This is a genomic window from Microcystis sp. M_QC_C_20170808_M3Col (assembly GCF_007095505.1).
Taxonomy (GTDB): domain Bacteria; phylum Cyanobacteriota; class Cyanobacteriia; order Cyanobacteriales; family Microcystaceae; genus Microcystis.
Window position 1 is genome coordinate 12088 of record NZ_SFBY01000310.1, and the last position, 25867, is coordinate 37954.

The 25867-nt window shown below is 43.3% G+C and carries 36 protein-coding genes and 1 tRNA gene; 18 read left to right on the top strand and 19 right to left on the bottom strand.

Annotation, left to right across the window (positions count from 1 at the left end):
• Window positions 1-117 precede the first annotated feature (117 nt).
• The 4 genes from EWV84_RS14035 to EWV84_RS14050 form a co-directional block, all read right to left on the bottom strand.
• The gene (locus tag EWV84_RS14035; RefSeq protein ID WP_287078471.1) at window positions 118-2076 is read right to left on the bottom strand and encodes a RuBisCO small subunit-like domain-containing protein; all 1959 of its coding nucleotides are present in this window, start codon (window positions 2074-2076) and stop codon (window positions 118-120) included.
• A 70-nt stretch (window positions 2077-2146) separates the two neighbouring features.
• Entirely contained in the window at window positions 2147-2458 is a 312-nt protein-coding gene (gene ccmL / locus EWV84_RS14040) for a beta-carboxysome shell vertex protein CcmL (RefSeq protein WP_002759323.1), read from the bottom strand.
• A 32-nt stretch (window positions 2459-2490) separates the two neighbouring features.
• The gene (locus tag EWV84_RS14045; protein ID WP_002733426.1) at window positions 2491-2832 is read right to left on the bottom strand and encodes a carbon dioxide-concentrating mechanism protein CcmK; all 342 of its coding nucleotides are present in this window, start codon (window positions 2830-2832) and stop codon (window positions 2491-2493) included.
• Between the two features lie 66 nt (window positions 2833-2898).
• A complete protein-coding gene (locus EWV84_RS14050) occupies window positions 2899-3210 on the bottom strand; it encodes a carbon dioxide-concentrating mechanism protein CcmK (protein WP_002734613.1) in 312 nt (103 codons plus the stop codon).
• Between the two features lie 740 nt (window positions 3211-3950).
• Here EWV84_RS14050 and EWV84_RS14055 point away from each other — a divergent pair.
• The 3 genes from EWV84_RS14055 to EWV84_RS14065 all read left to right on the top strand — a co-directional run bounded on the left by EWV84_RS14055 (window position 3951) and on the right by EWV84_RS14065 (window position 4971).
• Window positions 3951-4136 carry a type II toxin-antitoxin system PemK/MazF family toxin gene (locus tag EWV84_RS14055; RefSeq protein ID WP_287078515.1) on the top strand — a complete coding sequence of 62 codons (186 nt, stop codon included), beginning with the start codon at window positions 3951-3953 and terminating at the stop codon, window positions 4134-4136.
• Window positions 4137-4282: 146 nt separating this feature from the next.
• Window positions 4283-4519, top strand: a complete 237-nt coding sequence (locus EWV84_RS14060) for a hypothetical protein (protein WP_286823690.1) — start codon at window positions 4283-4285, stop codon at window positions 4517-4519.
• Complete coding sequence (locus tag EWV84_RS14065; RefSeq protein WP_287078472.1) at window positions 4519-4971, top strand: type II toxin-antitoxin system VapC family toxin; 453 nt, start codon at window positions 4519-4521, stop codon at window positions 4969-4971. The genes EWV84_RS14060 and EWV84_RS14065 overlap by 1 nt, the downstream gene beginning before the upstream one ends.
• A 160-nt stretch (window positions 4972-5131) precedes the next feature.
• Here the strand turns inward: EWV84_RS14065 and EWV84_RS14070 are convergent, their stop codons facing one another.
• On the bottom strand, window positions 5132-5335 hold the full coding sequence (locus tag EWV84_RS14070; protein WP_416361014.1) for a type II toxin-antitoxin system RelE family toxin: 204 nt from the start codon (window positions 5333-5335) through the stop codon (window positions 5132-5134).
• 40 nt (window positions 5336-5375) lie between these two features.
• A complete protein-coding gene (locus EWV84_RS14075) occupies window positions 5376-5621 on the bottom strand; it encodes a hypothetical protein (RefSeq protein ID WP_158198478.1) in 246 nt (81 codons plus the stop codon).
• A gap of 187 nt (window positions 5622-5808) precedes the next feature.
• Here EWV84_RS14075 and EWV84_RS14080 point away from each other — a divergent pair, with 187 nt between their 5' ends.
• Complete coding sequence (locus EWV84_RS14080; protein ID WP_287078474.1) at window positions 5809-6744, top strand: PEP-CTERM sorting domain-containing protein; 936 nt, start codon at window positions 5809-5811, stop codon at window positions 6742-6744.
• Window positions 6745-6774: 30 nt separating this feature from the next.
• Here the strand turns inward: EWV84_RS14080 and EWV84_RS14085 are convergent, their stop codons facing one another.
• The 5 genes from EWV84_RS14085 to EWV84_RS14105 all read right to left on the bottom strand — a co-directional run bounded on the left by EWV84_RS14085 (window position 6775) and on the right by EWV84_RS14105 (window position 9010).
• Complete coding sequence (locus EWV84_RS14085) at window positions 6775-7290, bottom strand: PIN domain-containing protein (RefSeq protein WP_287078475.1); 516 nt, start codon at window positions 7288-7290, stop codon at window positions 6775-6777.
• Entirely contained in the window at window positions 7287-7532 is a 246-nt protein-coding gene (locus tag EWV84_RS14090; protein ID WP_002751850.1) for a UPF0175 family protein, read from the bottom strand. Before EWV84_RS14090 ends, EWV84_RS14085 begins: the two co-directional genes overlap by 4 nt.
• Window positions 7533-7663: 131 nt before the next feature.
• Window positions 7664-8131, bottom strand: coding sequence for a type II toxin-antitoxin system VapC family toxin (locus tag EWV84_RS14095; RefSeq protein ID WP_287078477.1), 468 nt, complete (start codon window positions 8129-8131; stop codon window positions 7664-7666).
• Entirely contained in the window at window positions 8132-8395 is a 264-nt protein-coding gene (locus tag EWV84_RS14100; protein WP_287078478.1) for a hypothetical protein, read from the bottom strand.
• A gap of 330 nt (window positions 8396-8725) precedes the next feature.
• Window positions 8726-9010: a Nif11-like leader peptide family natural product precursor gene (locus EWV84_RS14105; protein ID WP_002741693.1), complete on the bottom strand. Its 285-nt coding sequence runs from the start codon at window positions 9008-9010 to the stop codon at window positions 8726-8728.
• Window positions 9011-9143: 133 nt separating this feature from the next.
• Between EWV84_RS14105 and EWV84_RS14110 the strand changes: the two genes are divergently transcribed.
• The 3 genes from EWV84_RS14110 to EWV84_RS14120 all read left to right on the top strand — a co-directional run bounded on the left by EWV84_RS14110 (window position 9144) and on the right by EWV84_RS14120 (window position 11254).
• Window positions 9144-9269 carry a hypothetical protein gene (locus EWV84_RS14110; protein WP_287078480.1) on the top strand — a complete coding sequence of 42 codons (126 nt, stop codon included), beginning with the start codon at window positions 9144-9146 and terminating at the stop codon, window positions 9267-9269.
• 193 nt (window positions 9270-9462) lie between these two features.
• A complete protein-coding gene (miaB, locus tag EWV84_RS14115) occupies window positions 9463-10803 on the top strand; it encodes a tRNA (N6-isopentenyl adenosine(37)-C2)-methylthiotransferase MiaB (RefSeq protein ID WP_287078482.1) in 1341 nt (446 codons plus the stop codon).
• Window positions 10804-10867: 64 nt separating this feature from the next.
• Window positions 10868-11254, top strand: a complete 387-nt coding sequence (locus EWV84_RS14120; protein ID WP_287078484.1) for a C6orf136 family protein — start codon at window positions 10868-10870, stop codon at window positions 11252-11254.
• A gap of 9 nt (window positions 11255-11263) precedes the next feature.
• Here EWV84_RS14120 and EWV84_RS14125 read toward each other — a convergent pair whose 3' ends face one another.
• The gene (locus tag EWV84_RS14125) at window positions 11264-12676 is read right to left on the bottom strand and encodes a slr1306 family protein (protein ID WP_287078485.1); all 1413 of its coding nucleotides are present in this window, start codon (window positions 12674-12676) and stop codon (window positions 11264-11266) included.
• Window positions 12677-12852: 176 nt separating this feature from the next.
• Between EWV84_RS14125 and rpmG the strand changes: the two genes are divergently transcribed.
• The 6 genes from rpmG (at window position 12853) to EWV84_RS14155 (ending at window position 17679) form a co-directional block, all read left to right on the top strand.
• On the top strand, window positions 12853-13047 hold the full coding sequence (rpmG, locus tag EWV84_RS14130) for a 50S ribosomal protein L33 (protein ID WP_002734724.1): 195 nt from the start codon (window positions 12853-12855) through the stop codon (window positions 13045-13047).
• Between the two features lie 40 nt (window positions 13048-13087).
• The gene (gene rpsR / locus EWV84_RS14135) at window positions 13088-13303 is read left to right on the top strand and encodes a 30S ribosomal protein S18 (RefSeq protein WP_002770735.1); all 216 of its coding nucleotides are present in this window, start codon (window positions 13088-13090) and stop codon (window positions 13301-13303) included.
• Window positions 13304-13777: 474 nt separating this feature from the next.
• The gene (locus EWV84_RS14140) at window positions 13778-16006 is read left to right on the top strand and encodes a sensor histidine kinase (protein WP_287078486.1); all 2229 of its coding nucleotides are present in this window, start codon (window positions 13778-13780) and stop codon (window positions 16004-16006) included.
• Between the two features lie 76 nt (window positions 16007-16082).
• Window positions 16083-16155: transfer RNA gene (locus EWV84_RS14145), tRNA-Phe, on the top strand.
• 149 nt (window positions 16156-16304) lie between these two features.
• Window positions 16305-16598 carry an HNH endonuclease gene (locus EWV84_RS14150; protein ID WP_287078516.1) on the top strand — a complete coding sequence of 98 codons (294 nt, stop codon included), beginning with the start codon at window positions 16305-16307 and terminating at the stop codon, window positions 16596-16598.
• A complete protein-coding gene (locus EWV84_RS14155; RefSeq protein WP_287078487.1) occupies window positions 16585-17679 on the top strand; it encodes a site-specific integrase in 1095 nt (364 codons plus the stop codon). The genes EWV84_RS14150 and EWV84_RS14155 overlap by 14 nt, the downstream gene beginning before the upstream one ends.
• Here EWV84_RS14155 and EWV84_RS14160 read toward each other — a convergent pair.
• Together EWV84_RS14160 and EWV84_RS14165 are read right to left on the bottom strand one after the other, a co-directional pair.
• The gene (locus EWV84_RS14160; protein WP_287078488.1) at window positions 17669-17860 is read right to left on the bottom strand and encodes a hypothetical protein; all 192 of its coding nucleotides are present in this window, start codon (window positions 17858-17860) and stop codon (window positions 17669-17671) included. The two genes, EWV84_RS14155 and EWV84_RS14160, sit on opposite strands and share 11 nt — an antisense overlap.
• A gap of 106 nt (window positions 17861-17966) precedes the next feature.
• Window positions 17967-18497 carry a hypothetical protein gene (locus EWV84_RS14165; RefSeq protein WP_287078489.1) on the bottom strand — a complete coding sequence of 177 codons (531 nt, stop codon included), beginning with the start codon at window positions 18495-18497 and terminating at the stop codon, window positions 17967-17969.
• 227 nt (window positions 18498-18724) lie between these two features.
• Here EWV84_RS14165 and EWV84_RS14170 point away from each other — a divergent pair, with 227 nt between their 5' ends.
• A complete protein-coding gene (locus tag EWV84_RS14170) occupies window positions 18725-18997 on the top strand; it encodes a hypothetical protein (RefSeq protein ID WP_287078490.1) in 273 nt (90 codons plus the stop codon).
• Window positions 18998-19350: 353 nt separating this feature from the next.
• Here EWV84_RS14170 and EWV84_RS14175 read toward each other — a convergent pair whose 3' ends face one another.
• Window positions 19351-19590 carry a helix-turn-helix domain-containing protein gene (locus EWV84_RS14175; RefSeq protein WP_287078491.1) on the bottom strand — a complete coding sequence of 80 codons (240 nt, stop codon included), beginning with the start codon at window positions 19588-19590 and terminating at the stop codon, window positions 19351-19353.
• Window positions 19591-19940: 350 nt separating this feature from the next.
• Between EWV84_RS14175 and EWV84_RS14180 the strand changes: the two genes are divergently transcribed.
• The 4 genes from EWV84_RS14180 to EWV84_RS14195 all read left to right on the top strand — a co-directional run bounded on the left by EWV84_RS14180 (window position 19941) and on the right by EWV84_RS14195 (window position 23298).
• Window positions 19941-20144 (top strand): hypothetical protein, encoded by a 204-nt coding sequence (locus tag EWV84_RS14180; RefSeq protein WP_287078492.1) that lies wholly within the window; start codon window positions 19941-19943, stop codon window positions 20142-20144.
• On the top strand, window positions 20141-20323 hold the full coding sequence (locus EWV84_RS14185; RefSeq protein WP_287078494.1) for a hypothetical protein: 183 nt from the start codon (window positions 20141-20143) through the stop codon (window positions 20321-20323). Before EWV84_RS14180 ends, EWV84_RS14185 begins: the two co-directional genes overlap by 4 nt.
• Window positions 20320-20529 (top strand): hypothetical protein, encoded by a 210-nt coding sequence (locus EWV84_RS14190; protein WP_287078495.1) that lies wholly within the window; start codon window positions 20320-20322, stop codon window positions 20527-20529. The genes EWV84_RS14185 and EWV84_RS14190 overlap by 4 nt, the downstream gene beginning before the upstream one ends.
• 525 nt (window positions 20530-21054) lie before the next feature.
• Window positions 21055-23298: a virulence-associated E family protein gene (locus EWV84_RS14195; RefSeq protein ID WP_287078496.1), complete on the top strand. Its 2244-nt coding sequence runs from the start codon at window positions 21055-21057 to the stop codon at window positions 23296-23298.
• Here the strand turns inward: EWV84_RS14195 and EWV84_RS14200 are convergent.
• From EWV84_RS14200 to EWV84_RS14215, 4 genes are all read right to left on the bottom strand, one after another.
• A complete protein-coding gene (locus EWV84_RS14200) occupies window positions 23285-23650 on the bottom strand; it encodes a hypothetical protein (RefSeq protein WP_287078498.1) in 366 nt (121 codons plus the stop codon). The genes EWV84_RS14195 and EWV84_RS14200 overlap by 14 nt on opposite strands.
• 338 nt (window positions 23651-23988) lie before the next feature.
• Window positions 23989-24795 carry a hypothetical protein gene (locus EWV84_RS14205; RefSeq protein ID WP_287078499.1) on the bottom strand — a complete coding sequence of 269 codons (807 nt, stop codon included), beginning with the start codon at window positions 24793-24795 and terminating at the stop codon, window positions 23989-23991.
• Complete coding sequence (locus EWV84_RS14210) at window positions 24795-25238, bottom strand: hypothetical protein (protein WP_287078500.1); 444 nt, start codon at window positions 25236-25238, stop codon at window positions 24795-24797. Before EWV84_RS14210 ends, EWV84_RS14205 begins: the two co-directional genes overlap by 1 nt.
• Window positions 25235-25867: a collagen-like triple helix repeat-containing protein gene (locus EWV84_RS14215; RefSeq protein WP_287078501.1), complete on the bottom strand. Its 633-nt coding sequence runs from the start codon at window positions 25865-25867 to the stop codon at window positions 25235-25237. Before EWV84_RS14215 ends, EWV84_RS14210 begins: the two co-directional genes overlap by 4 nt.

The window sequence follows — 25867 nt, forward strand, 5'->3', positions numbered from 1 at the left end:
CAGTTATCAGTGATCAGTGATCAGGGGTTAGGGGGTAGGGGTTAGAGTTTCGGGGATTTTTCCCGATCCGCCAACACCTAACACCTATCTCCCTTCACCGATCGCCGAGTCCTGAAATTAAGGGCGTTGAATAATCGATTCGAGAACACGGCGTTTCGCTTGGGAGTCAATCCCGATCAGACGGACGTATTCCCCTTGATGGTCGCGCAGACAGGTTTCTAAAGCGGCCACCACATCGGATTCGCGACTGCTATCGATCGGGGTGCAGCTTTGCCAAGAACTGGTTTTAAAACGACGTTTATCCGCGTGTTCACTGCCAATTTTGTGACCTTGGTTCAATAAAGAACGTATTTGAGCGATCGTTTCCGCCGTTAAGGTACTGGTTAAAGTGGCAGTACCGCCGCCGGAGGAACCGGCAGCATAGCTTTTGAAACTCGGTTCAGCAACGGTGGCGGTTTTACCGTTGCCATTACTAGCCACCGAACCATCGGGGCGCTGGATTACCGTTTCTAAAACCCGTTTTTTGGCTTTAGCATCGATACCGAGTAAGCGGACATATTCGCCGCTATGTTCCCGTAAACAATCTTCCAAAGCAGTAATTACATCGGATTCGCGATTACTTTCGATCGGGGCGCAACTCTGCCAAGAACTGGTTTTAAACCGGCGTTTATCCGCGTGTTCGGTGCCGATTTTGTAGCCTTGGGCGAGCAGGGAACGAATTTGAGCGATCGTTTCCCCACTTAAGCTACCACTGCTGCTATAACTGGCTCCGTTACTGGCGGGGGTGCTGTAGCTGCTGGCTTTGCCGCTGCCGTTACTAGCGGGGGCGCTGCCGGGGCGGTGAATAATCATTTCGACGACGCGTTTTTTCGCTTGCGGGTCGATCCCGATCAGGCGGACGTACTCATCGCTATTTTCAGTCACGATCGCTTCAATATCGCGAATGATGCCCGCTTCGCTCTTGGTTTCGATCGCCGGTCCAGTTAACCAAGAACTGGTTTTAAAACGGCGTTTATCCGCGTGTTCAGTGGCGATTTTCAGCCCTTGGGCGAGCAGGGAACGCACTTGTACGGACAGGTCTGAATTGCCGTTACCGTTGCCATGACCGCCGTGGACGGCGGTGGTGGTGCGGGCCGGTTCTCCCGGGGTGTCTTCGGGGCGTTGGATAATCATTTCCAGTATGCGCCGTTTAGCGGCGGGATCGACTCCGATCAGGCGGACGTATTCGCCTTGCAGGTCTCTCAGGGAGGCTTCTAGGGATTGGGATACCTGTTCTTCGCGGCCGCCGTCGATAAAGCCGGCACTTAACCAAGAACTGGTTTTAAAGCGGCGTTTGTCAGCGTATTCGATGCCGATCTTGTAGCCTTGGGAGAGGAGGGAGCGAACCTGCGCTCGAATGTTTGTATTTAAACTCATAGGTGTCACCGAATTTCTATATAGCGTCTCATTAGCGATGTTTATAGCGGCTGCCGGTGGCGGAGTCGCTGGTCCTTGGGCTTTGACCGGGACGCTGGGGGCGAGGTCGATATCGACAATGTGACGGGTGAAGGCTCGATCGATCTCTGTGACATCGGGTAAGCGATCAGCCTGTTGTTGGCTGGTGATCACGGAACCGGATGGCACGAATTTCCCGGCGGGGATTTCCACGTCTTGAACGAGGGCGTGCATCATGACGATGCAATCAGCCCCGATGCGGGCGTTAAAGACGGTGGAGCGAAAACCGATAAAACAGCGATCGCCCACATAGGCAGGCCCGTGAATGAGTGCCATGTGGGTGATGCAGCTGCCCCGGCCGATCCACACCGAATATTCTCGGCCGTCATCTCCCACCACACGGCTTTTTTCTAAACCGTGGATGATTGCTCCGTCCTGAATTTTGCTGTCGTCGCCAATGTGAAAGGGGGTTCCTTCATCGGCGCGGATGGAAGTCCCCGGAGCAATCACCACTCGCGCCCCGATCTCGATAGCGCCACTGAGGTTAGAGAAGGTGTGCACTTTGGCACTCTCGTCTATGTGCGTTTCCTCTGGGGATTTGGTCCGCTTTTTCGGACTAGCCGCCGTTGTGCGGACGACCATAGTTAGTCTTCCTCCATACTGAATTTGGCTGGCTGGTTGTTAATTAACTGTGTTTGGGTCCTATCGATGTTTAACCAGATTGGCGAAATTCGTCTCTCTTGCTGTAGAGGGTGCGATTTTCTACGGTTATCGTGTCAATAATCCCCACCACCATCGCGTCAAGGGGGCGATTGTTCTGTCCGTCTTCGATACGGGCGGCTCCTCCCCGGGACACTAGCACCCATTCATTAATCCCTGCTCCGACAATATCACCCGCTACTTCGTATTTAGGCAAAAGTTGCCCTTGCGCGTCGATGAATTGCAAAAGCAGAAGTTTCACTCCCGTCATACTGCGCGGTTTCAGGGAGCTAACGACGGTGCCGCAAACTTTGGCAATTTGCATGGAATTTGTTTACACTAAAAGTTAGTTGCGCTCTAGATTCGTCTTAAAGGTTGCGGGTTAACACTTTCACGAAACTGTTCCACGGCTTCTGTATAACGGATGGGAAGAACGTATTCGAGGTTTTCGTGGGGACGGGCGATGATGTGGGTCGAGAGGACTTGACCACCTTTAACACGATTAGATGCCGCTTCTGTCCCCGCCGATACGGAAGCCTGTACTTCCGAAACGTCCCCCCGGACGATGACGGTGACGCGACCACTACCAATTTTTTCGTAACCTACTAGGGTTACGCGGGCGGCTTTCACCATGGCATCAGCCGCCTCGACGACGGCCGGGAAACCCAAGGTTTCCACCATGCCCACTGCAATTGACATAATATTTTTGTCTCCTAATGGTTGGCTTTCTTCGACTCTATAGATGCTGACCCCGATCAACGGTGTTTAATAGCTGCGGAATTGCTCTACTTCTTCGGTGTAGCGAATGGGCAGCACGTATTCGAGGTTTTCGTGGGGACGAGCGATGATATGGGTAGATAGCACTTGTCCTCCGTTAACCCGGTTGGCGTTTTCCACTCCAGCGGCCACAGAAGCTTGCACTTCTGAAACGTCTCCCCGGACAATGACAGTGACGCGACCACTACCGATTTTTTCGTAACCCACTAGAGTCACCCTGGCGGCCTTGACCATGGCATCGGCCGCTTCCACAACGGCGGGAAATCCTAGAGTTTCAATCATTCCTACTGCAATTGGCATTTTTTTGTTCCTCGCTTGTCAAGCCAAACTAAACTATTAATTTCGTTAGCGTTATCAACTTTGTTTCAGTCAAATTCTTTCCTTGTTACTTTTCCTGCTCTAGCTTTGGTGGCAGTCGGGATCGTGGCAAGGTGGGTAAGACCATCCTGAATTTTATCTCGATCGTGACCGTTTTCATCCACTATTTTTATTTTCTAGGGCCGGTTGGTAAAAATTTGACGAGTCAGGCAAAATTATCAACCTAAAAAAAGCATAGGAAACTATGACACCTTTGACAATATAAAACATTATGATTATTTCTCATCTTCAGGTTAACGAAAGTTAATCATTCCTTGATTTCGCTCATCAGCCTCAGCAATTCTCAGGAGATTTACCGCCGAAACCTTTGCTATGAGCCGATTTTCGCTTTAACTTCTCCCTTGGCGGCTTGCTTGTCTCTGCCAGATTTATTGGCAGATAAAAGCCTTATTTTCCCTGATTTCGCCTTTTTTATAATTTTTTTATACTATATCTGCACTTCCCCCAGACAGAAATACTAAAAAATTGACAAAATCCTTACTGCAGGTCGCTTCTAAGAAAAAATTGACTCACCACTAGGTACATTTTCTGCTTGAAAGTAGAGCGATCTTGTTAAATTGTAGCTTTTGATACTGTTGCGGATGTGATAATGTGTATTGTTGTGTTCAATCGCCCTTGGGGTTAACTACAGAAACCAAAAATCTACCTAAGTTATTGCTCCAATCACCAGTACGGTTAAAAAATACCCAACCAGAATCCCGATTGATCAAAAAAATGTGCAAGGCAGTATTGCCTTAGACCAAATTAGAGCGATTGACAAAACCAGAATCGTCGCCCAAGTTAGCCATCTCGACGAACAAATGGCAATGTTAGTGGCTGATCGCTTGGTTGAATTTTTTCACTACTAATTTTGGGATTATAGTTCGCAAAGAGGAAATATCTCAATTGTCCCAGGTGCATCCCTAGTTAGGGAGAGGAATGTAAAGATTTATTAAATATAGAGAAATTGCGGCATGAGATATGATTGATATGGTTGCCTATTAGTCTAAGTCAAATGAACATTGAACAAGTTATCATTAAAAACCTAAGAAAACTTCCCTTAGAAAAACAACAAGAAGTGTTATCCTTCACCGAATCTCTCACCTCAAAAATTTCCCTCCCTTCCCCAGATTATAGTCTCACTCCCCAGGAAAAAGCTCAAAAATGGCAGAAAGTAATCGCTAAACTTCCTAAAACAAGTGCGAATTTACCTGATGAAGCTTTACACCGTGACACTATGTATGAAGACTAATGACTCAATATTTACTGGATACTAACATTTTGCTTCGGGCGGCTGATACGTCTTCAGCAACTTATTCTCTTGCTAATAATGTAATTACTCAAATCGTTGAAACAGCTAATGAATGTGTTATTATTCCTCAAGTTTTAATTGAATTTTGGGTAGTTGCAACCCGACCCCTTGATGTTAATGGTTTAGGTTCGACTCCAGCACAAGCTACAAATTATGTCAATGATTTATTAGATAACTTTACATTAATTGCAGAAACCCCGGATATTTTTCCCCTTTGGTTTCAATTAGTCACCATCTACAACATTAAAGGAAAACGCACCCATGATATTAGGCTTCTTGCTGTCATGAAAGCTTCTAACATTACCCATTTATTAACCTTTAATCCTGATGACTTTATCCCTATTCCCAATATTACCATCGTTCATCCGCAAGATTTGATTAATTCCCAATAATTAAGCAGCAAATCCGACATACCGCACCACAATCCCTCCCGGAAGCGGATAGGTCGCCCGAGCAGGAGTAAAACAGGGGAAAACACCTGAAACTCCTTCCTCTGTGAATCACTGTTTTATGGCGAAAGGAGAAACAGCAGTCTAGAAAAGAGTTCTGGTATTATTTATAGACATCGCCGCGAGGTTTAATAGTTGTAATGACGTATAGATTGTTATCTCTATCTTCAAAAAACAACACTCGATACTTACCCACTCGCAATCTTAGTTCATCTCTTCCGTAAAGGGGTTTAATATCTAATTTTGTAGAATCCGAAATCAAAGTATCCAAAGCTTCAAGAATACGAATTTGGTCATTTTTTGGCATTCTTTCTAAGTAGCGTTCTGCTTGTCTAAGTAGAATATAATCAGCCAAGTTTATCTCCAAATAGTTTGTATTTTAATTCTGTTGAAGTGATTCCAGTATCTCGACCAGATAAATAATCTTGCCATGCTGCTTGGCTTTCAGCAAGTTCTTCGGCTGGAATGATCTCATCGTCATCTTTTGGCGCTAGGGTCGGCTTGATGATAGTTTTTAAATCCTCTAAAAGTCGCAACCTATCCGTAAGGGGAAGATTCTCTATTTGGCGGAGGATTTCATAGTAAGTTGTCATAGACCTTGATCGTATCAGATAATCCGAACACACCTCGAATAATACCACATCCAGATACTAACCAAAAATGGTAAAAGCGGTGGGCTGTTCACAACCGACTTGGTTCTGCGGTTTCTTTATCGGGATTAAGAAAGGAATATAAAGATTTATTAAACTGTAGCTTAGAATACAGTTGTGGGGGGGGAATGTGTATGGTTTTGTTGTCTGCCTTTGGGGTTGGGTTGCGCTGTTGCTTGACCTAGCTGCGAGGGGGGCGATTACCTACTATTCTTTATTTAGAGATTACTTTATGTCATTAAGGCCTTTATTTGTTGTACTAGCTACAACTTCAACTGCATTAACTACCTTAGTAGCTTTTCCTCAGTCTAGTTTTGCTGATATTAAGGATACTGTTCCCCCTGGTGGTAGTATATTCTTTTGCTGGACAGAGGGAAGATATACGCCTGGTCAGCCAGTTGATTGTCATAGGGATTATTTGGCAGATTTCATAATCAATCCAACAGGTCAACCCAAACCTGTTACTTTCCGGCAACCTAACGATAGAACAATTACGGATTGGCAGCAAGTAATTACAGATTCTAACGGCAAATCAAAAGTCTATGGAGGAAATATTAAACAACAAAGTACTTGGGAGTTTCAACCTCTTTTAGACTTACCTAATATTTCATGGAGGATACCGGATATAGCCCCTTTTAATGCTCCTGATACAACGATTTATACAGAGGTCAATCTGGATTTATATTTGTCGAGCAATCCTAACGGTTTCCTGAATGGTAATTGGTCAATTGGACAGACGCTTGATGAACTGGGAATTAACATTATTAACGGTCAAATTTCAGGTGTTCAAGGAATTTACTTTGCAACATCAGATTTTACTTTTGATCCAAACTCTCCTACTGGATGGATTCCCATTGGTGGCGATTCAGCATGGTTAAACTATTCATCTCAAACTCCTTCTAGTATAACTTTAGGTATCCAGGCTGAACATGATGGAGTACTAATCCCAGAGCCATCTTCAACCCTCAGCCTCCTCGCCCTCGGCACACTAGGAGCAGCCTCAACTCTCAAGCGCCAAATAAAATCATCTAAATCCACCGAAAAAGAAACCACAAAAGTAGGCTAAATTGCTTCTAAAAATACCATAAATGCCCCTTCATTTACTCCCTTGAAGGGGATTATTTTTTCCTTCATCAACAATCTGTAAAACACTGCTGTATAAAGGTGCAGCAACCCAAAATCCTGCTTGATTGATCAAAGCGTCTAGCAAGGGTTTCACCTCAGAGATTAACCCTCGATTTTTAGCCTCAACCAAAATGCCCAGAATTCCTGTGTATCGAAGATTAAGTCTAGTAGCAATTCTACGACCACGACGCTCATCAATCAAAACTTGATCTGCTCTTAACTCAAGTGCCAAAGCAATAGCCTCAGCTTCTCCCCTATCAAGTTCATCAGCAAGAAATTCAATGACTGTGCGGTTAGTTACGGTTCGAGTTTGAATCCAATCTAAGGTTTGGACTTCTATTGAACCTGCTACCGGAAAATCAGGCTCAGTTAATTCTCGATAAACTGCTTCGGGAATAAAAACTATTTCGTAAAGTTGTTGTAGTAGATAAAGTTGATTAATAGCTGCAAGATTGTTGATAGGCGATGTATCACTGACAATAATCACAATCTACCCATCTCCCGCAAGTTCTTAATATCCTGTTCAAAATCTTCGACATCGTAGTGTACTGGAATTTGACGACTTGCCAGTAGGTGTTGAAAAGCAATACGATTCATTCGGGCAAATCGACTCGCTTGAGCAAGGGTGAGCTTCTCTTTTTGAAAGAGCATGACCGCAATTTCCTGCCTCATCTCAGCTTCAGTCATGCGTGTGGCACTGAGAATTTCATCGGAGATATCAATACTCATGGCTATAACCCTATCTATCCCTTCCTATTGGAATAATATCATAACCTCCTTCATTTACTCCCTTGAAGGCGATTATTTTTTGCTCTCTTCCTAAACTATAAAAATTTCTGATTTCACAGCTTATCGCTTATTTAAGATGGATGATTATTAGGATTTTCCATCAGCAATCCCTCACTGATCACAGCGACATTCAACTCATTATCTGCCGAAACAAAAGTTATAGGGGGTAAACCACTGGCTAGACAAAGTATATTAACAGCACGACCTGCTGCTAACTGGATTGCGTCATAACCTCTTAAACCATAAGTTTCCGCTAATACCATTCCTGAATTAATTATACTTTCGGTAATTTCGATGACTTGATAATCTTTAAGCGAATCCTTTCTCAACTGATGAACTATTGCTGTTGCATCCGTAACGCTAATACTTCCAGTGCGGGATCGTCGCGTAATAGCAGCCACAATTTCTACCTTGGCGATTGCGGCAATAAATATTTCATTATTGAAAGCAGCAGCAAATAATCCCAATACCCACACTGAACCAGTTTCGCTGATATAACGCTTGACCAAGGCACTACTATCTAAGAAATAAAGTGCCATTTAACGGCGTTCCTCAATAATCGTTTCTGAAATAGGTTTGCCCTCGATTTCAATCAATCGTCGCTCAGTTATCGGTTGAGATGAAGGACGCTTAATCTGCTTCACTAATCCGGCATCAAGAAGAGATTGATGAAATACCGCTTGTTTGTCAGCTTCTTCTTTATCCATAAGATACTGTTGAATCTTCTGATTAAGCTGCTGAAGTTCTTTTAGCTCAAGAGTCTCAAGCTGATTCAAGATTTGAGTAAGGATTGCCTGTGTCATAATCTGCTACTTTTTTGGCTGAATCTCTTATTACCGGGGATGAAGACTTGTTAGTCCTGAACCCATTTAGAAACATTAAAATCATCACCGCATTAGCATTTTTGGATACTTATTCCATCAGTTGATTGGGTTTAGTTTTTTGCCTACTTTCCTGGCTACACCAAGATTAAAACGTAACTCAAAACACCATGCTATGGAACAAAAAACTATAGAAGGAACTTGGGAGGAAACTTTACAATACCTACACCTGTCAGGCGCGGAGAGGGGAGAATAAATAAAAATAATCTCCTGACTCCTGACGACCGACGGTTCAAAAACCGATAACTGATTCTAGCGATCGATCTCGCCTTCGTAGGGTTGGACACCGATCGAGGGATAATTATCGTGGTTAGGACTGAAAACTTCTAACACTGCATGAGCTAACTTTTGGAAAAAGTCGGGACTCTCGTGCAAGGATTTGAGCGCCGCTTCTAATTCAGGACGGGAGAAATCGAAGCCTTGCGAGCGAGCTATCTCTAGTAATTGCTGAGGATCTTGGGTTGAGCGCATTTTTTGACCCAATTCTTCGTTTTTAGCGGCTAAGGCGAAGAAGTCGAACACTTGATTTTTAGACATATAAATACTTTTCCTTTGATGATTAAAGGTGTGGCCTCGGCGGCATCGAGGCTAAACTGCCTAGTATGGTTTATTTTTATCCTACCAGTCAGGAGATATCCTCAAAGCAAAAGTTTCGTTTTTCTTTGCTTGTATGGCTGAGTATGCTTTTTCTGGGAAGTGGGGACGTGGGGACGTGGGGACGTGGGGACGTGGGGACGTGGGGACGTGGGGACGTGGGGACGTGGGGACGTGGGGACGTGGGGTGTGGGGACAATAAATAAAAATAATCTCCTGTCTCCTGTCTCCTGTCTCCTGTCTCCTGTCTCCTGTCTCCTGTCTCCTGTCTCCTGTCTCCTGTCTCCTGTCTCCTGTCTCCTGTCTCCTGTCTCCTGTCTCCTGTCTCCTGTTTCAAGTCAGAGGATAAATAGCCTAAAATAGAAACCTGCACTCTTGTTTCTGTAGCCAGCATCATGAATAAGTCCCCACGTCGTTACCATATCACCACCTTTGGTTGTCAGATGAATAAAGCTGACTCCGAACGCATGGCGGGTATTTTAGAAGATTTGGGGTTTCAATGGTCTGAGGATGCCAACGAAGCCGATTTAATCCTCTACAATACCTGTACAATTCGCGATAATGCCGAACAGAAGGTGTATTCCTATCTCGGTAGACAGGCTAAACGCAAACAAACTCAACCCGATCTTACTTTAATTGTCGCTGGCTGCGTGGCTCAACAGGAAGGGGAACAATTATTAAGACGGGTTCCCGAAGTGGATTTAATTATCGGTCCCCAACACGCAAACCGCTTGGGAGACTTATTACAACAAGTTTTTGACGGTTCCCAGGTGGTGGCCACCGAACCCATCCACATCATGGAAGATATCACCAAACCGCGCCGGGATAGTAATATTACCGCTTGGGTGAACGTTATCTATGGTTGTAATGAACGCTGTACCTATTGTGTGGTTCCGGGGGTGCGCGGGGTGGAACAATCTCGCACTCCTGCGGCAATTCGAGCAGAAATGGACCAATTAGGACAACAGGGTTATCAAGAAATCACCCTTTTAGGTCAAAATATTGATGCCTACGGACGGGATTTACCCGGAGTGACGGCAAGCGGCCGAAATCTGCACAATTTCACCGATTTACTCTACTACGTTCACGATGTGGCCGGCATTGAACGTCTCCGTTTTGCCACCAGTCACCCCCGCTATTTTACCGAACGTTTGATTAAAGCTTGTCAGGAATTACCTAAAGTTTGTGAACATTTTCATATCCCTTTTCAATCGGGGGATAATGATATCCTCAAGGCCATGAAACGGGGCTATACTCAGGAAAAATACCGACAGATTATTGCTAATATTCGCGATTTAATGCCGGATGCTGCCATCAGTGCCGATGCGATTGTCGGATTCCCCGGAGAAACAGAGGCACAGTTCGAGAATACTTTAAAATTAGTCGATGAGATTGGTTTTGATCAATTAAATACGGCTGCCTATTCTCCCCGTCCCGGTACTCCGGCCGCTATTTGGGATAATCAATTAAGTGAGCAGGTAAAAAGCGATCGCTTACAAAGATTAAATCATTTAGTGGCCACAAAAGCTGCTGAACGTTCCCAAAGATATTTAGGCAGAATTGAGGAAATTTTAGTGGAAGACGTTAACCCTAAAGATGCTGGTCAAGTTATGGGAAGAACTAGAGGTAATCGCTTAACTTTCTTTACGGGAAATATTGAGGAATTGCGAGGCACATTTGTTAAGGTTAAAATTACTGAAGTCCGTCCCTTTAGTTTGACGGGAGTAATATGTTAATAGTTAACAGTGACCTCTCAACAGTGAAAAAAGGCAATAGCTATCGGGAATAATTTGGTACTTTATGGATATTATCGCTATTTTGCAGCAAGATTATCAAAGATTTCCCCTCGATCAAACCTATGACATTTATGCTGATAACGTTTATTTTCAAGACCCTCTCAATCAATTTCGGGGGATTAAACGCTATCGGGAAATGATTGGTTTTATGAGTCAATGGTTCCAAGCTATCAAGATGGATGTCCACGCAATTGAACAGCAGGGAAATATTATTAATACCCGTTGGACATTGCACTGGACAACCCCTTTACCTTGGCGGCCCCGCATCGCTATTTCTGGACGCAGCCAATTAACTCTCGATGACAATAATCTGATTATTTCTCATATCGATTATTGGAATTGTTCACCCTGGGATGTGCTGCGTCAGCATTTACCTTTTTCCAGTTCTTAACTAGATTTTTTAACCAGAAAATGCCGACCAACGAGCGCTCGTTTGCTTGACAAAATCCTGTAAAAATGCTAGGCGTTGATTTTGTTCCCAGACCTGTTTAACTTTATTCTGCAAACTCGTCCAATTCCAATCATTATTCAGCTGCTCGTTAATTTCCTGTTCTTGGAAATATTCAATTAAACTTAAACCAGCTAAACGAGTTAGATAGGCTGCTCCAATTCCCTGCACTGTACCACCGGCAATATAAGTAATCGCATTTCCCTTGAGAATCGTTCCTAATGCCTGGGTGGTCACTTCTACCATGCCCAATTGTATCATCATTTTCCCCAGGGTAGTCATGGCTGTTTTTGCTTGTTCAAGGGACATTTTTTGTTGATAAATTGCCCCTAAATCCACTAACATTTGAGCGTTAGTGGCTGCCGCTAAAACTAAATCTAGGGCCGCAAGAGGATTAGCAAAAGTGGCAGTAGCGGCTATCCATTGGTATTGTTCGATAACAGGTAAAGCCTTTTTGCGTCGGGATTGATTAAGTAATTGTTTGGTTTCCTTTTCTAATTCTAGCGCTTGTCTCCAGATAGTTCCCAGAACTAATTCGGACCTTTCTCGCTCGATAATTTGTTGGAGATGATTATCTAAAGGATCGATAACTACCGTTTGGGTTTCCGTCCATTCCTTGATTTCTCCACTGCTTTGATGTTGACGAACTTTTAGGGGTTCAGGGGCAGCGGCTATGGCTAAAATATGATGAGAGGGAATAGTTTCTTTCAGTCTTTGTTTTAGGGAAAGGAGAATTTCTTCTCTGGTTTCGACGGGTAAACGATCCTGTTTATTGAGTAACAGGATAACACGCTGGTGCATTCGATCGAATTGCTGGAGGATTTGCCATTCGGAATCGGTTAAATCCCCATTGATAAGATACAAAACTAAGTCGGCTGCTAGGGACTTTTTCCGGTTAGCGGTAGAGTCGAGAGTCAGAAGGGGTTCCGTTTCCAGAAAAGCGATAGATTCTCCAAAGTTGCCGCTTTCTAGTAGTTTTTTTAAGGCAGTTTTACCGGTTTTTCTAGCGCCGGTAATGGCAATTTTCAGGTCTTGGCGACTAAATTCTTGGTTTAATTGGGTTAAAGTGGTTTTAAGTGGGGTTAAGTCTTGATTGGGGTCTTCTTTGGCCAGATAATTAATTATCTTCTCGGCCTTGCTAATCGCTTGTTTAACCTTTTCTAGACTCAGGGGAGTGGAAAGGGAAAAATCGATTTTCGAGTTGGGTTTTTGCCAAAACCAGATACCGGCACCAAGGACAAACGCACCTAAAATACCCCAGGAACCGATTTCGCTCAGTCTGCTATTGAGAGTTTCCCCCAGGGTGAAAGCGATGGTAATGCCTATCCCCGTCACTAAAATCGGTTTACCCAATCTTACCGTCATTTTTCCTCATCCTCGCCAACTGCTGTGATTATTCTAGCTTTTTTGTGCTGGATTTCATCCCAAGCCAAACTTTTTAGCCGACAATTCCCTGCGTTGCCCTGGCCGCTCTTGCCTAAAAAGCCCTAGATATGTCATAATGATCGATTGCGTGTAAATTTACCCGATCCCCTGTTGTTATGGCTAGTAAAAAAGGCGTTCGCCTGATCATCACTGTAGAATGCACGGAATGCCGCAGTAATCCCGATAAGCGTACCCCCGGCGTTTCTCGCTACACCACCAGCAAAAACCGTCGCAATACCACCGGCAGACTGGAAATCAAGAAATACTGTCCCCACTGCAATAAGCACACCGTCCACAAGGAAATTAAGTAAGCACACTTTAGTTAAAAAGTCAAGTAATCTTTACAAATCTATGAGCTACTATCGTAAACGTCTCTCTCCCATCTCCCCCAGTCAACCGATTGACTACAAAGACACCGAACTCCTCCGCAAATTCATCACCGAACGCGGCAAAATTCTGCCTAGACGTATCACCGGTTTGACTTCTAAACAACAGCGAGATTTAACTGAAGCGGTGAAACGCGCCCGTTTAATGGCTTTATTACCTTTTGTCAACCAAGAAGCCTAAATTCAGTGATCAGTAATCAGTAATCAGTGAACAGTGATTACTGAAAATAACATATATAGTTAACTAATTACAGCAGTTATCTTAAATGGTGAGGTAGGAAGTTCTCCTTTTGGAGAGCCGGTCGTCGATACCAAATTAGGTCATGCGTCATCTTGATGAGAAACGCTGTAATTGAACTCTGATAAGTAATAGGACAAAATTAACTTCTTGGTGAGGATAGGCACTCATACAATATGTGTAATTAATTGTGTCTAGCTACTTAACTTAAAACTTAAACCTGATCACTCATAACTGATAAGCGATCTCAGTATATTGGGGTTGCTTTCTCGTTTTTGCAAAGAAATATATCAGAATCGGCAGCGGATAGGAAAATTCGTGCGAGAATCTTAAGAAATTGTTAAATCGCTCTAGGAGTAGCCAACGATTTTGTGATTATCGATCCAAATCCACCAATTAGCACAATGGGAGGCTCTTATGGAAAAGCAGCCATCAGCAATCGAGACCGAGTTAGATGGACAGCTACAAGAGGAGGATTCCGAGCAGTTTCTGCGTAGTATATTTAATTCCGTGCAAGCGTCGATTTTTGTAGTGGACGTGCTGGAAAATAGAGATTTTCGCTATGTGGGAGCAAACCCCGTTCATGAACGCTGGACAGGACTGCGCTCATCAGATATTAAAGGCAAAACTCCCGAACAAATCCTTCCCCCCGATGATGCGCGTAGTGTGCGGCAACACTATAGTGATTGTGTACGTTACGGAACAACTATTTCCTACGAACAGTATTTACCTTTTCAAAATATACCCTACTGGTGGCTAACAACTTTAACACCCCTACGGGATAACAATGCGCGCATCTATCGTTTAGTGGGAACCAGCACCAATATCACCGAACGCAAACAGGCCGAAGAAGCTTTAAGATTGCAAGCAGAACGAGAACAACTGCTGGGGGTAATGCAGGAAAGAATCCGGCAATCATTGGATCTTGATCGCATTCTGCAAAGAACCGTTAAAGAAGTGCGACAATTTCTCAACTGCGATCGAGTGTTAATTTATCGTTTATTCCCCGATCATAGTGGCATGATTGTGGTGGAATCCCATACCCCGAGGATTAATTCTGTCTTAGGAAACAGGATACAGGATCCCTGTTTTAATTTATCCCCAGAACGTCTGGAAAATTATCGTCGCGGGAGAATTCAAGTTATTGAAAATGTCCATAATTCGGGACTTGATCCCTGTTATCGCAGCCTACTAACCTCTTTGCAAGTACAGGCTAACTTGGTGGTGCCAATTATCTGCGATAACCAACTCTGGGGGTTACTAATTGCCCAAAATTGCCAAAAAACTCGCTCTTGGCAATCCCAAGAAATCGATCTGCTCAAACAATTAGCCATTCAAGTGGGAATTGCCATTCAACAAGCAGAACTGCACCAACGGGTAAAATGCTTGAATACTGCCCTAGAATCGGAGGTTCAGCAAAGAACCGCCGAATTGCAGATGAGTTTGAAGTATGAAGCATTAATCGGACGGATTACCGAAAAAATTCGCGATAGTCTCGATGAAAATCATATTCTGCAAACCACCACTAGGGAATTAGTCCAGGTTTTACCCGTAGAACGCGCCCAAATTGAGCTTTACGATCCCAGTCGCAGCAAAGCCACTATTGTCCATGAATATACCACTCAAAAGCTTATCTGTCAGGGAATTACCCGTCAAATTAGCGATTTTCCCGAAATCTATCAACCGCTGCTGCAAAAACAAATTTTACAATTTGTCGATCGTCTTCCCCTTGGCAATCCGCAAATTGGTCGTGTTAACCGTTGTGCTTGTCCTATCTTTGACGATCAGGGTTTTTTGGGCAATCTTTGGCTAATTCGACCAGCTAATCAGATTTTTAACTCCTTAGAAACTAATTTGATTCAACATATTGCCGCCGAATGTGCGATCGCTATTCGACAGGCGCGACTTTACGAATCTTCCCAAGCACAAGTGCGGGAATTAGAAAAACTGGAAAGATTAAAAAGCGAATTCCTGAAAACCCTTTCCCATGAACTGCGAACCCCGATTACCAGCATTCGTCTAGCGGTGGAAACCCTGGAAAGTCTCCTAGAATATCAAGGGATCGAGATTGATCCACAGGATTCGATCGGTCAACTGTTGCAAATTCTTAACATTGAATCTCAACGTCAGAGTAAGTTAGTTAATGATCTCTTGACTTTAACCTATCTGGATGCCGAAACCGAACCCCCGGCGATCGAAGCAATCGACTTACTTTCGTGGCTACCCTTATTAGTGGAACCTTTTCGTCATCTCACCCGCGAGCGACAACAGCAGTTAATTTTAGATATAGATGGGGATATACCGGAGATTAACACCAGTCTGTGCGCTATCGAGCGCATCATAGCGGAATTACTGACCAATGCTTCTAAATATACCCCAGAACGAGGAATAATTAGGGTAAATGTCAGGCGTGCGGGCGAGCAAATATTAATTAGTGTGAGCAATGGGGGTGTAGAAATCGCCCCAGAGGAATTATCAAGAATATTTGCCCCTTTTTATCGCATTCCTAACCACGATCCCTGGCGCTACAGTGGTACCGGTTTAGGTTTAGCTTTGGTCTGCAAACTGATTAAACCCCTGAATGCCACCATTGATGTCACCAGCGCCAACGCTGTCACCACTTTTACCCTCACCTTGCCAATCTAGTCGAGCAGAAAACTTTTTAGAAAAAAACCTTGCAATTATTTAGAGAGGGTGCTATATTGAGAAAGGACTGAAAAACGCCGAGATAGCTCAGTTGGTAGAGCAGAGGACTGAAAATCCTCGTGTCCGCGGTTCAAATCCGCGTCTTGGCATCAGAAAAACACTAAATACGGACAAGGTTTTGAGGTACACCCCTAAATGTGGAGATGTCCAAAAGCGCGCCTAAACTTAAAGCTTTTAAGGAATTGGCAAGGTTAGTCCAGTTTTAGCCTATGAAAATCAGAGGTCATTATTTATGCCAATGGATAGAAGCCGATATCCTAAAAATTGGACATCAATCGCTTTAGCTATCAAAACTCAAGCACACTGGCAGTGCCAAGAATGTGGACTTGATTGCACACCTACCCCGATAGCCGACCGTTCTCTTAAAGCGAGAAAAACTTTGACGGTACACCACCAAGATTACAATCCCGGGAATAATCACCCCGATAATTTGATAGCCTTATGTTCCGCTTGTCACTTAAGGAAGCATTCAGGCAGAAAAGGCAATATAAACATCGGACAGTTAGCTTTATTTACATATGGATCTGATTAAAAGACGACTTGAGGAAATCAACCGACGATTAAACGTGGCAAGGATCGGGGTCGCTTTGGAGATTAGGGGAAAAAGGCTTTATCTCCGGGGAACTTTCCCCCCTAAACCAGGTAAATCTGCTTACTCTCAGCAGAGAATAAGCTTGGGAGTTTACGCTAACAGTGATGGGTTAGATTTCGCTGAATCAGAAGCGAAAATTATCGGGGGATTACTTGCTCAAAACAAATTTGATTGGTCGCATTTTTTAGCAGAGGAAACCCCCCCAGTATGCTTGGTCGGGTATTGGATTGATCGCCTAGAAAATAATTATTTTTCCACTCACCAAAGGAATCCTACCAGCGAGCAGACTTGGAAAATTGATTATTATCAACCTTTAGCAAAATTGCCACAAGACCAGCAACTATCAAAAGAACTACTAGAACAGGCTTTATTCTCTGAGACTAGACCAAACACGAGAAGCCGGCGGCGATACGCTCTCGCTTACGCCTTACTTAGCGATTTGGCAAAAATCGATCACCGCTTTCGGGAATTGGTGGGCAGCTATTCTATCAAGGCAGTCTCACCGCGATCACTCCCTGACGATCACACTATTGCTGCCGTTCGAGATTCTTTTGATAGCCCATCGTGGCAGTGGGCTTACGGAATGCAGGCGACTTTCGGGCTGAGAAATCATGAAATATTTTTCACTGATCTGGATGACTGGCCAATTGCGTATGTGAATCGGGGCAAAACCAGCGAGCGCTATATGTGGCCGCTTTTCCCCGAATGGGCTGATCGGTGGGAGTTGGGAAATATTCTCAAGCCAGAGGTCAATGGAAAAAAAAATAGCGACTATGGCAGCCGCGTGACCCAAGCTTACAAGCGGCTAGGCGTACCTTTTTCGCCTTACAACCTCCGGCACTGCTGGGCTAGAAGGTCGATCGAGTTTGGCCTAGATGTTTCCCTTGCCGCTTCTCAAATGGGTCACTCGATTGGGGTTCACACGGAAGTCTATCGGCTCTGGATTGATCGGAAAACCCACGAACGGGCTATGAGTTTAATTCTAAGTAGGGCGGATCGGCCTTTACCTCCTAATATTTAATCTTGTTGTACCAGAAATCTTCTTCATCGTAATCATCAGAAGAATCACAACTGACAAAACCTTCAATTATTTTTTTACCGTCAAAATTTGAAAAATGCAAATTTTCTAACCATTCCTGAAAAAGCTTGTCAAATTCGCTGTTAACTTCAACAGTCAAAAAATAGCATTTTGTTTCTTCCATGGACAGTAATTAGAAAGCGACTAAAAAAGCTTTTAACATTATACACGATAGAATGATTTTATCGACTAAAAAACGAATAAAAGACGGCTTAAACCGTCTTTTTGATTTAACTGTCTAGGTTTGAGTTTACCCACTTTTTTTCTAAGGTCACGGTTTTCCACTTCGAGAAGCCGTGGGGATACCCCAATAATTCCAGTAATTTAAAAAGATCGTTCCATCTGGCTTGACCACGATAGGAAGCTTCAATTTCCGCTTTGCTCATCACTCTGGTTTGAGGGGGAGCCTTGTAAATTTTCAACCTGTTGGGGTCATCATGGTACTTTCTACCATCCCAGAAACCCTTGATCTTTTTATCCTCAACCAAAACGACCCCATAGAGATATTGGAGAACAGTGTCGGGGTGATCTTCTAATGACTTACTTTCGCGGTGTGGTGTGTCACTTACTTGGTGACTCACCAGTGACTCACTTACTTGGTGACTCACCAGTGACTCACTTACTTGGTGACTCACCAGTGACTCACCAACGAGAGAAGAAAGAAGCTCGATCGCCTTTTGGAGAGTTTGGCGATCGAGCTTTTCTTTGAAAGTTGATTGATCAAAAAAGGAAATCAGTATTTTTTCCACGGACTGACTCACCGATAAACCCTCCGACTTAGCAAAAGACTCTAGGTACTCAGACAAGGGTTTATCTATATAAGCTTGGATTCTGTATTTATTGGTAGTCATAGGCTTTATCCTTTTTACAGGTACTTTATAGGTTATATACCTATACCTATACTAACACAGGTAGTTTTAGAGGGCAAGGTATTGACCATAGGTAGTTTATAGGTATAATGATTATAGGTATATCATAGGTATTCAAAATGCCAACGTCTCCAAACAATTTACAGTTCTCTCTCTCTAGCGAATACCTAGAGAAATTAAAGACTCTCTCTAAAGATAGAGAATCTTTAGGCTTGACAGCAAAAAGGATTTTAATCGAAGCCCTTGACGGTTCCAGTGGTGGGGAAGGGGTCAGCAACGATCATGATTTGCGACTGACCGCTCTAGAGTCGTCATATCAAGATTTAAAAAATGAAGTCGAGGCACTGCGGCGGTTGTTTTACCAGTCAACCTCACCAGTGAAAAAAAGATAGGTCAGGTGTTGGGTCTTGGGTGTTGATCGATCGCTGTTTAGCGATCGTTTTTTTTTTGCGTGTGATTTAAAAAAAGTTTTTGGACACAAACGGAGGATCAGGATGATCATCTTAATGATCAAAAAAAAAAAACAAGTAAGAGTAAGGGTTTTAAGGGTGATCGTTTAGGTGATCCTCTGGGTGATCCTCTGGGTGATCGTTTAATTATTACGATCACCCGTTTGTTTGTACTAAAAAAAAGCCCTCTACAGGAGAGGGGTTACGAGGTTGTTGGGTTAAATTATGAGGTGCGTTTGGCTTGAAACTTCGCACCGATAAGGCTGGTTCCTGGGTAGAGTAACAAAATTTAACAATTAGAGATCGTCGGGTAGGTCTTCAATATCTAACCCAATTTGTCTCATTGCCTTCTGTAAAGCTTTTATCTGTGCCAGTGACAACATGGCCTTAGTTTCCCCATTTTCCCATCTGACAACAGTTTTTTGGTAAGTACCCAATGCTTCAGCAAACTTTCGCTGACTCATTCCTAGTGCTTGCCGAATTTGTTTCAAAGCGTTTTCACCTTCAACCAGCTTGACTTTTGCTACAGGTTCCATTGTACAATAATGATGTCTGTCTGACATCACGTTAGACATATCAAAAAGAGGACAAGTCGCTTTAGTTCCCTAACTGGCTTGTCTCTCTCAAAAGCGATCGCATCTTCTAGGCAAAGTGTGATCTATCTCCATCTTGAATGATGATTACCACTTGTGAAGCAGTCGGAGGTATGAATATGGCGTAACGACCATTGGATTTATTTGGGTTTTCCATCTTTTTAGTGGCGATTTCTCCCAGTCGCCACTTTTATCCCTTCCCCCTCCCATCAGGGTTATCCTTTCGCTTTTCCTTCTGAGGTGAAATGAGCTATTTCTATTTGATCGAGGTCGAGCCCCGGAGTCCTTTTGATATGGATATCCAGAGCAAAATATCGGGGGCCGTTTACGGACAAGGCGAGCGAGGTTATAGAGATTACTATCGGGTCACGGCTGACAGTATTCAGGAAGCTGTGGGCAGAATCTTGATTAACGATCGGTTATTAGTTCAGCGTCAATCCGATTTAAGTTCGGTCGATCTGACTCAACCTTGGAATATAGGAGAGTTAGAAGAATGAAGGCACTAGAAAAGTGTCTGACTTGTGACCGGCGATTTCTTTGGATTGAGGAGCTTAATGCCTATGTTCCTTTGACCATAGCCAATTGCAATCATGATGATTGCTTGTACGGTGATAGATTCGACGATTTGGAGATTGATGAGGAGATTAATTATGATCCTGAAAATTATCAATTATGAACAATAAGGGCAGTAAAACACGGAAGACAAGCAATAAAGATAACAGCTTTTTGTTTGCTGAAAAGGAATCGCCGCGGACAGAAAGCCATATTATCCTTGAGCTTCGCGAAAAACGCCGTCGTGCTAGTGATGCTTTTGATCGGCTCAATGCAGATCATCGAGCGTATGTAGCGAAATTTGGTAGAACTTGGTTAATGGGAGGTTAGTTATGCGTTTTTTGTTTGATCATGGGTGGTTTTATGGGAAGGTTGAGATTTGTTTCTCCCGTCACGAGATTTATTGTGAGTGTACTTTTGGACGCGATGTACTTGCTTTTTTTAATGGTGGGCGTAGAACGGAATCTGGTAGTGGGTACTCCTTTCTCAGTAATGCCGGCTTGTTACACTTTGCTTTCTTGATTGATCAGATGAATTATCCCTATGTTGAATGGCTGTTAAGGACAAAGTTTTCCTGTAATCCGGCCAGTTAATCAAAAAAAGGACAGCAAAAACGGTTTTGCTGTCCGAAATTAATCTATATTTCATTTATTAATTATGAATCATTTTAACACAAAATCGCTAACTTATCCATCTCCATGCCCTCACTGTGGCAAGAAAAACGAGAATAAATGGTGTTACGAGTACACTTCCGAGAGTGGGGTGCTGTATGGGGTGTGCAAGCGAGAGTCCGAACCAGCTGCCGGCTGGGAATCGACTGAATATTTCGACAAGGACGGAACGAGGAAATATCGAATGATTCAGGAAAGATTTACTAAGCAGGTTTGTCCGAAAGCATCAAGATCCTGGACTTATTACGATATATCCGGTAAAAGATTAATTTTAGTCAAACGAACCGATGATGGCCAAGGTAAAAAATCCTTTTCTCAGTGGCATTACTCGGAATCGGGGGAGTTGGCTAGGGGAACTGGCCCGATCGATCGAGAAACCGTGCCAGTGTATGGGTACTCGGCAGTAAGAAAAGCTATTGAGCGAGGTGACACTATTTGGATTGTCGAGGGGGAAGCTTGTTCTGATGCCCTTAATCGACTTTTCCTTAAAAGTGGGCATATTGCCACTACTAATTTAAGGGGGGCGGGGAAGTGGTCGGGCTTCAATACGGAAAATTTGATCGGGGCCAAAAAGGTGATCATTTGTCCCGATCGAGATGTACCGGGGAAAAAGCACGGGGAAAAAGTAGCGAAGTCGCTCCAGCAGGCAAGTATTCCCTTTTCGTGGTGTTTTCCCGATTTTTCTAATTGGGAGTGGATTGATCTTCCTGATTCAAAGGGGTTTGATGTAGCAGATTGGCTCAAACAAGGATCGAATAGTCTTGATGGATTAATCGGATCGATCGTAGATCGTCCAATTTGGGATAAGCCCATTAAGTCCGCGATCGATCTTGAGGAAAGAAAGCTGTCAAGAGGTTTTGATCTTGAGGATACAGACAATTCAGAGCCGTTGCTCAGGTTAGACGTTAGAAAATTATATCAGTACGTTAGTTCGACTTTTGGATCAAGATTGCGTTTTAATGAAATGACCAGAGAAGTTGAGTTGGATCGAGAAGAGTACGATCTTGACAATGCTTATTTAGAGCTAGGAATTCATCACGGTATTAAAGCCTCTAAAGCCTTGGCCTTGGATGTGTTTATGTTGGTGGCTAAGGAAAATTCGTGGCATCCCGTCCGTTCTTATTTGGAGGCTGTAGCCAACAAGGTTCCTCCGATATCTTTAGATAATTTGGCCGAAAGATACCTCGGTACAAAGAATCCTCTATACAATATTTTTCTGAAAAAAACCTTGATCGCTGCTGTGGCTAGGATTTTCGAGCCGGGCTGTCAAGTTGATACCGCTTTAGTTCTACAAGGTAAGACCGGTGTTAGAAAAAGCAGCTTTTTTAAATACTTGGCCGGTCGCGAATGGTTTAACGACGATTTCAAGACTGGGGATACTAAGGATGAGCTTTTAAAGTTGCATCGAAACTGGATCATTGAATGGTCGGAAATTGAGTCGGTTTTGAATAAGAAGAAATCAGGAGAAATTAAAGCTTTTATCACTTGTACATCCGATTGTTTCCGGGAACCCTACGGGCGAAAAACGGCTAATCATCCACGGCATCAGATTCTTGTGGGAACCACTAACGAGGGTGAGTTTCTGTCGGACCCGACGGGGAACCGGAGATATTGGGTTATTCCCGTGGAGGTCGAGAGGATTGACACTGATCTTTTGATTCAAGAGCGCAATGCTATCTGGTCAGGGGCGGTAGCAGCTTATGCGGCGGGTGAAAAATGGTACTTAACCGATGAAGAGGAGCAACTAGCCAAAGAGAATAACGAGCATTTTCTAGAGACAGACACATGGGAAGAGGTTATACTAGAATGGCTTGCTGCGGGAGAAAAAACTCAGGTAACAATTCGGGCGATCCTATCAGAAGCCTTAAATATTGATATTTCGATGCAAGACAAGCGGGTACAAGGCCGGGTTGCTCGGTGTCTGACTAAGAACGGATGGGAACGCAAAATCGTTGGGAAAGCGCGTCAGCGAGTCTGGGTAAAATCTTTAAGCAGTACAGATGAACAGGTGATCGTTCCCATAAAAGAATTAACCGATCACCCCACGATCACCCTAGTGGATCACCCTCAAAACGGTCATGGTGAGCGGGTTTCAGGCTTGGGCGATCCACCTGATCCTCTGAATTCGGGAAATTTAGAAAAAAATATTTCTGATAATTTTCCCTCTCCACAGCAAAAAGAACCACCAAAAAGCGATCGGCTAGAGATTGGCGATCAGGTTGAATACAAAGAGATACTTTTTGATGAGCTACGAAAGAGCGAAGTGATAGGCATTAGGGAGGGAACTGTCACCGCTACGGGAGAGACATGGACTCTTTACCAGTTAGCCGACGGGTCCACTTATTCTGGCGAAAGTTTAAGGTTCATCGGGAAAAAGCCTAAATGGTATGAGAGTAATGGCAATGGGCATAAAGTCAAGCGGGAATGATCGTCGCTACACCCTGATCCACGACGACCCGACTATTGGCGTGGATCAGGACTCCATTAGGGGGAAAGAGCAAGTTGGTCTCGTGGACTAAAACACTGCGATAGGGTGTTTTGGCCTCGATACTCGAAACCGAAAAATATTTGCCAGTAGCGACTACGCCAAAACGCCGTAAAAATATAGGCTTGGCTTGATAATGGACGATCACAAAATCGTCAATTAACCCGCTGGCTTTAATAACTGGGTTAAAGTCTAAAGTGATTTTGCTTCCTAAAATCAAGTGTCCTAAGTCATTCTGCCATTGAGAAACAAAAGTGTTAGGAGTTTTTCCGTTAGTGATTATTTGTGAAGGCATTATTTTCCTTGTGGATAAATTTAATAATTGAATCTTAGGCTTTCAAACGAGTGCGTTAAGATTTTTCCGGTTAATTTGTAGTTTATTTATCTTCATCTTCATCTTTATTTTGGCTTACCGACCATGCAGCTAATCCTCCCCCAACTACAGCATTGGGCGAGACTAAAGCCATAGCTAACTTTTCCTCTGACAGAATTACACTCAATACGATTCCAGTAATTAGTCCGGCCAAAATAAGAATTAAGGCAATTTTATTGTTTTTTGAAATTCTTGACATAATAAAAGAAAGATAATAAAGGAAAGACAAGAGATAACAAAATAATAATCATTTTAATTCATTAGTCTGTGACTAAAGGACGACGATTTCTAAACGGGTGATCGGCTGCCAAAAGACCTTGCATATTCCACTCGTGCATTAAATATCCCTCCGCTTTTTGTAAATTCTTCATTGACAAAGCAGTGGAAAAACCCAAAATTTCCCTAACTTCTATATTACTGGCGTAATTATTTATATCGTTAATCCACGAGCCAACAGAAAACCCGTTACCTGTTGGGCTTAGCATCCCCCCACCACTAGGGGTATAACTATTATTTCTCCCATCTCTACCCAAAAATACATGGCTTCCCCCCGACAAGGCTGTATTCCACATCTCAAAAAGATGAAAATCTCCCCCAATATCAGCAGAATAATTTGATGTTAAAATGTCGCGGAACCATCCATACATTCCTAAAGTTGTCGCGTTGTTTGCTCTATAAAGGCTTCTTATTCCTCCCGTGCCATCTCCACCAAAAGCAATCGCTAAGTCGTCTCTCCCCCCACTAACAAACCGAAAAACTGCCAAAATCGTGACATTAGCCAACCCTGCTGTTCCGGTAGTCGCATTCCTTAAGATATCATCAACGCCATCAAATCTTAACAATGGCAAACCATCAATTGCTGATGGAACCCACAACGGTCTGTTAGTTGCGGCAGGAGCGGAAATATGTCGGTCATAGCCACTTTTATCGCGCCATTCCTGTGCGTTCGATCCGTTTAAAATGATGCTACTGCTATCTTTGACGGTAAACCAAAAAGCTAAGGATGGACCAATATCACGAGGGAAAAAAGCACGACCCACAGGATTGATAATAAAAATTTTAGTCATTATCCTATTGCTAAAGAAAGTTTGATAATTCCTTTTAGAAGTAACTCTTTGATTAAAGAATCGTCGGCTAATTGAGAAGCCACAGCATTGTGGATATCATTTTCACCGGGAGGGATTAATTTACCTTCGGGAGATAGCTGTAAATTAATTTTAGGATTGCTTCCTATCACGGCTTCTCTCATCGCCAGTTCAGTAATTCGATAGGGAATCACTTGGTCAAACCGTAATAAATCAGCCAGTTTAGCCTTGGCTGCAGCCAAGAAAATGGAATCAGGAGAATTAAGATTAGGCTGGATTTCTGCCAAGAAATAAGCAGAAGTATTAATTGCTTGAATAAATTCTTGACAAACACTCTGTAAAGCCAAAAGATAAAGCTCTTTTACTATGGGAGTATCTTCCCCAGAAATAAATTTTCTAATTGAGTCTAAAGTATTAGCAGTCATAAAGCCTCCGAAATATCTAAGCGAAAAAATAAATTTAGTGTACCCGTAATTGAGGTAAAAAGAATCCTAATTCTATTACCTAAAGGAATAACATTATTAGCTGAAGCTATTTGATCAGCAAGTTCCGACGTGGTGCAGGCTAAAGTGGAAAGCCCTGTAATGTTAGTAAAGCTAGTAATTCCATACTGAATAGTAATAATTGCAGTTCCTGAAGATAGAGTATTAATTAATCCTGCTAATTTGGATACAGTGGTCTGCCTACCTAAAGCTCCCGTTATCGTCAGTGTTTTTGGGAACGATGCTCCTTCTAATCTTGGATCGTTTTCTGTTAGTGCGAAAATAGGAAAGTGCCAAGACTCAGAAGGGGGTAATCCAGGTAAACCTTGCAGACCTTGTGGGCCTTGAATCCCCTGAATACCTTGAATACCCTGCGGACCAGTAATACTAGAGAGAGAGATTAAGTTAGTCCATATTGAATCACCGATTAATCTCCATTGAATATGAGTAGATGTAGTCTGTAATTCAATATTCTTACCATCAATCCCCGGAAGTCCTGGTATTCCTTGCGGGCCTAGTGGTCCAGGTAAGCCAGACTCTCCTGGTTTTCCAATGGGAATTAAGTTTATCAT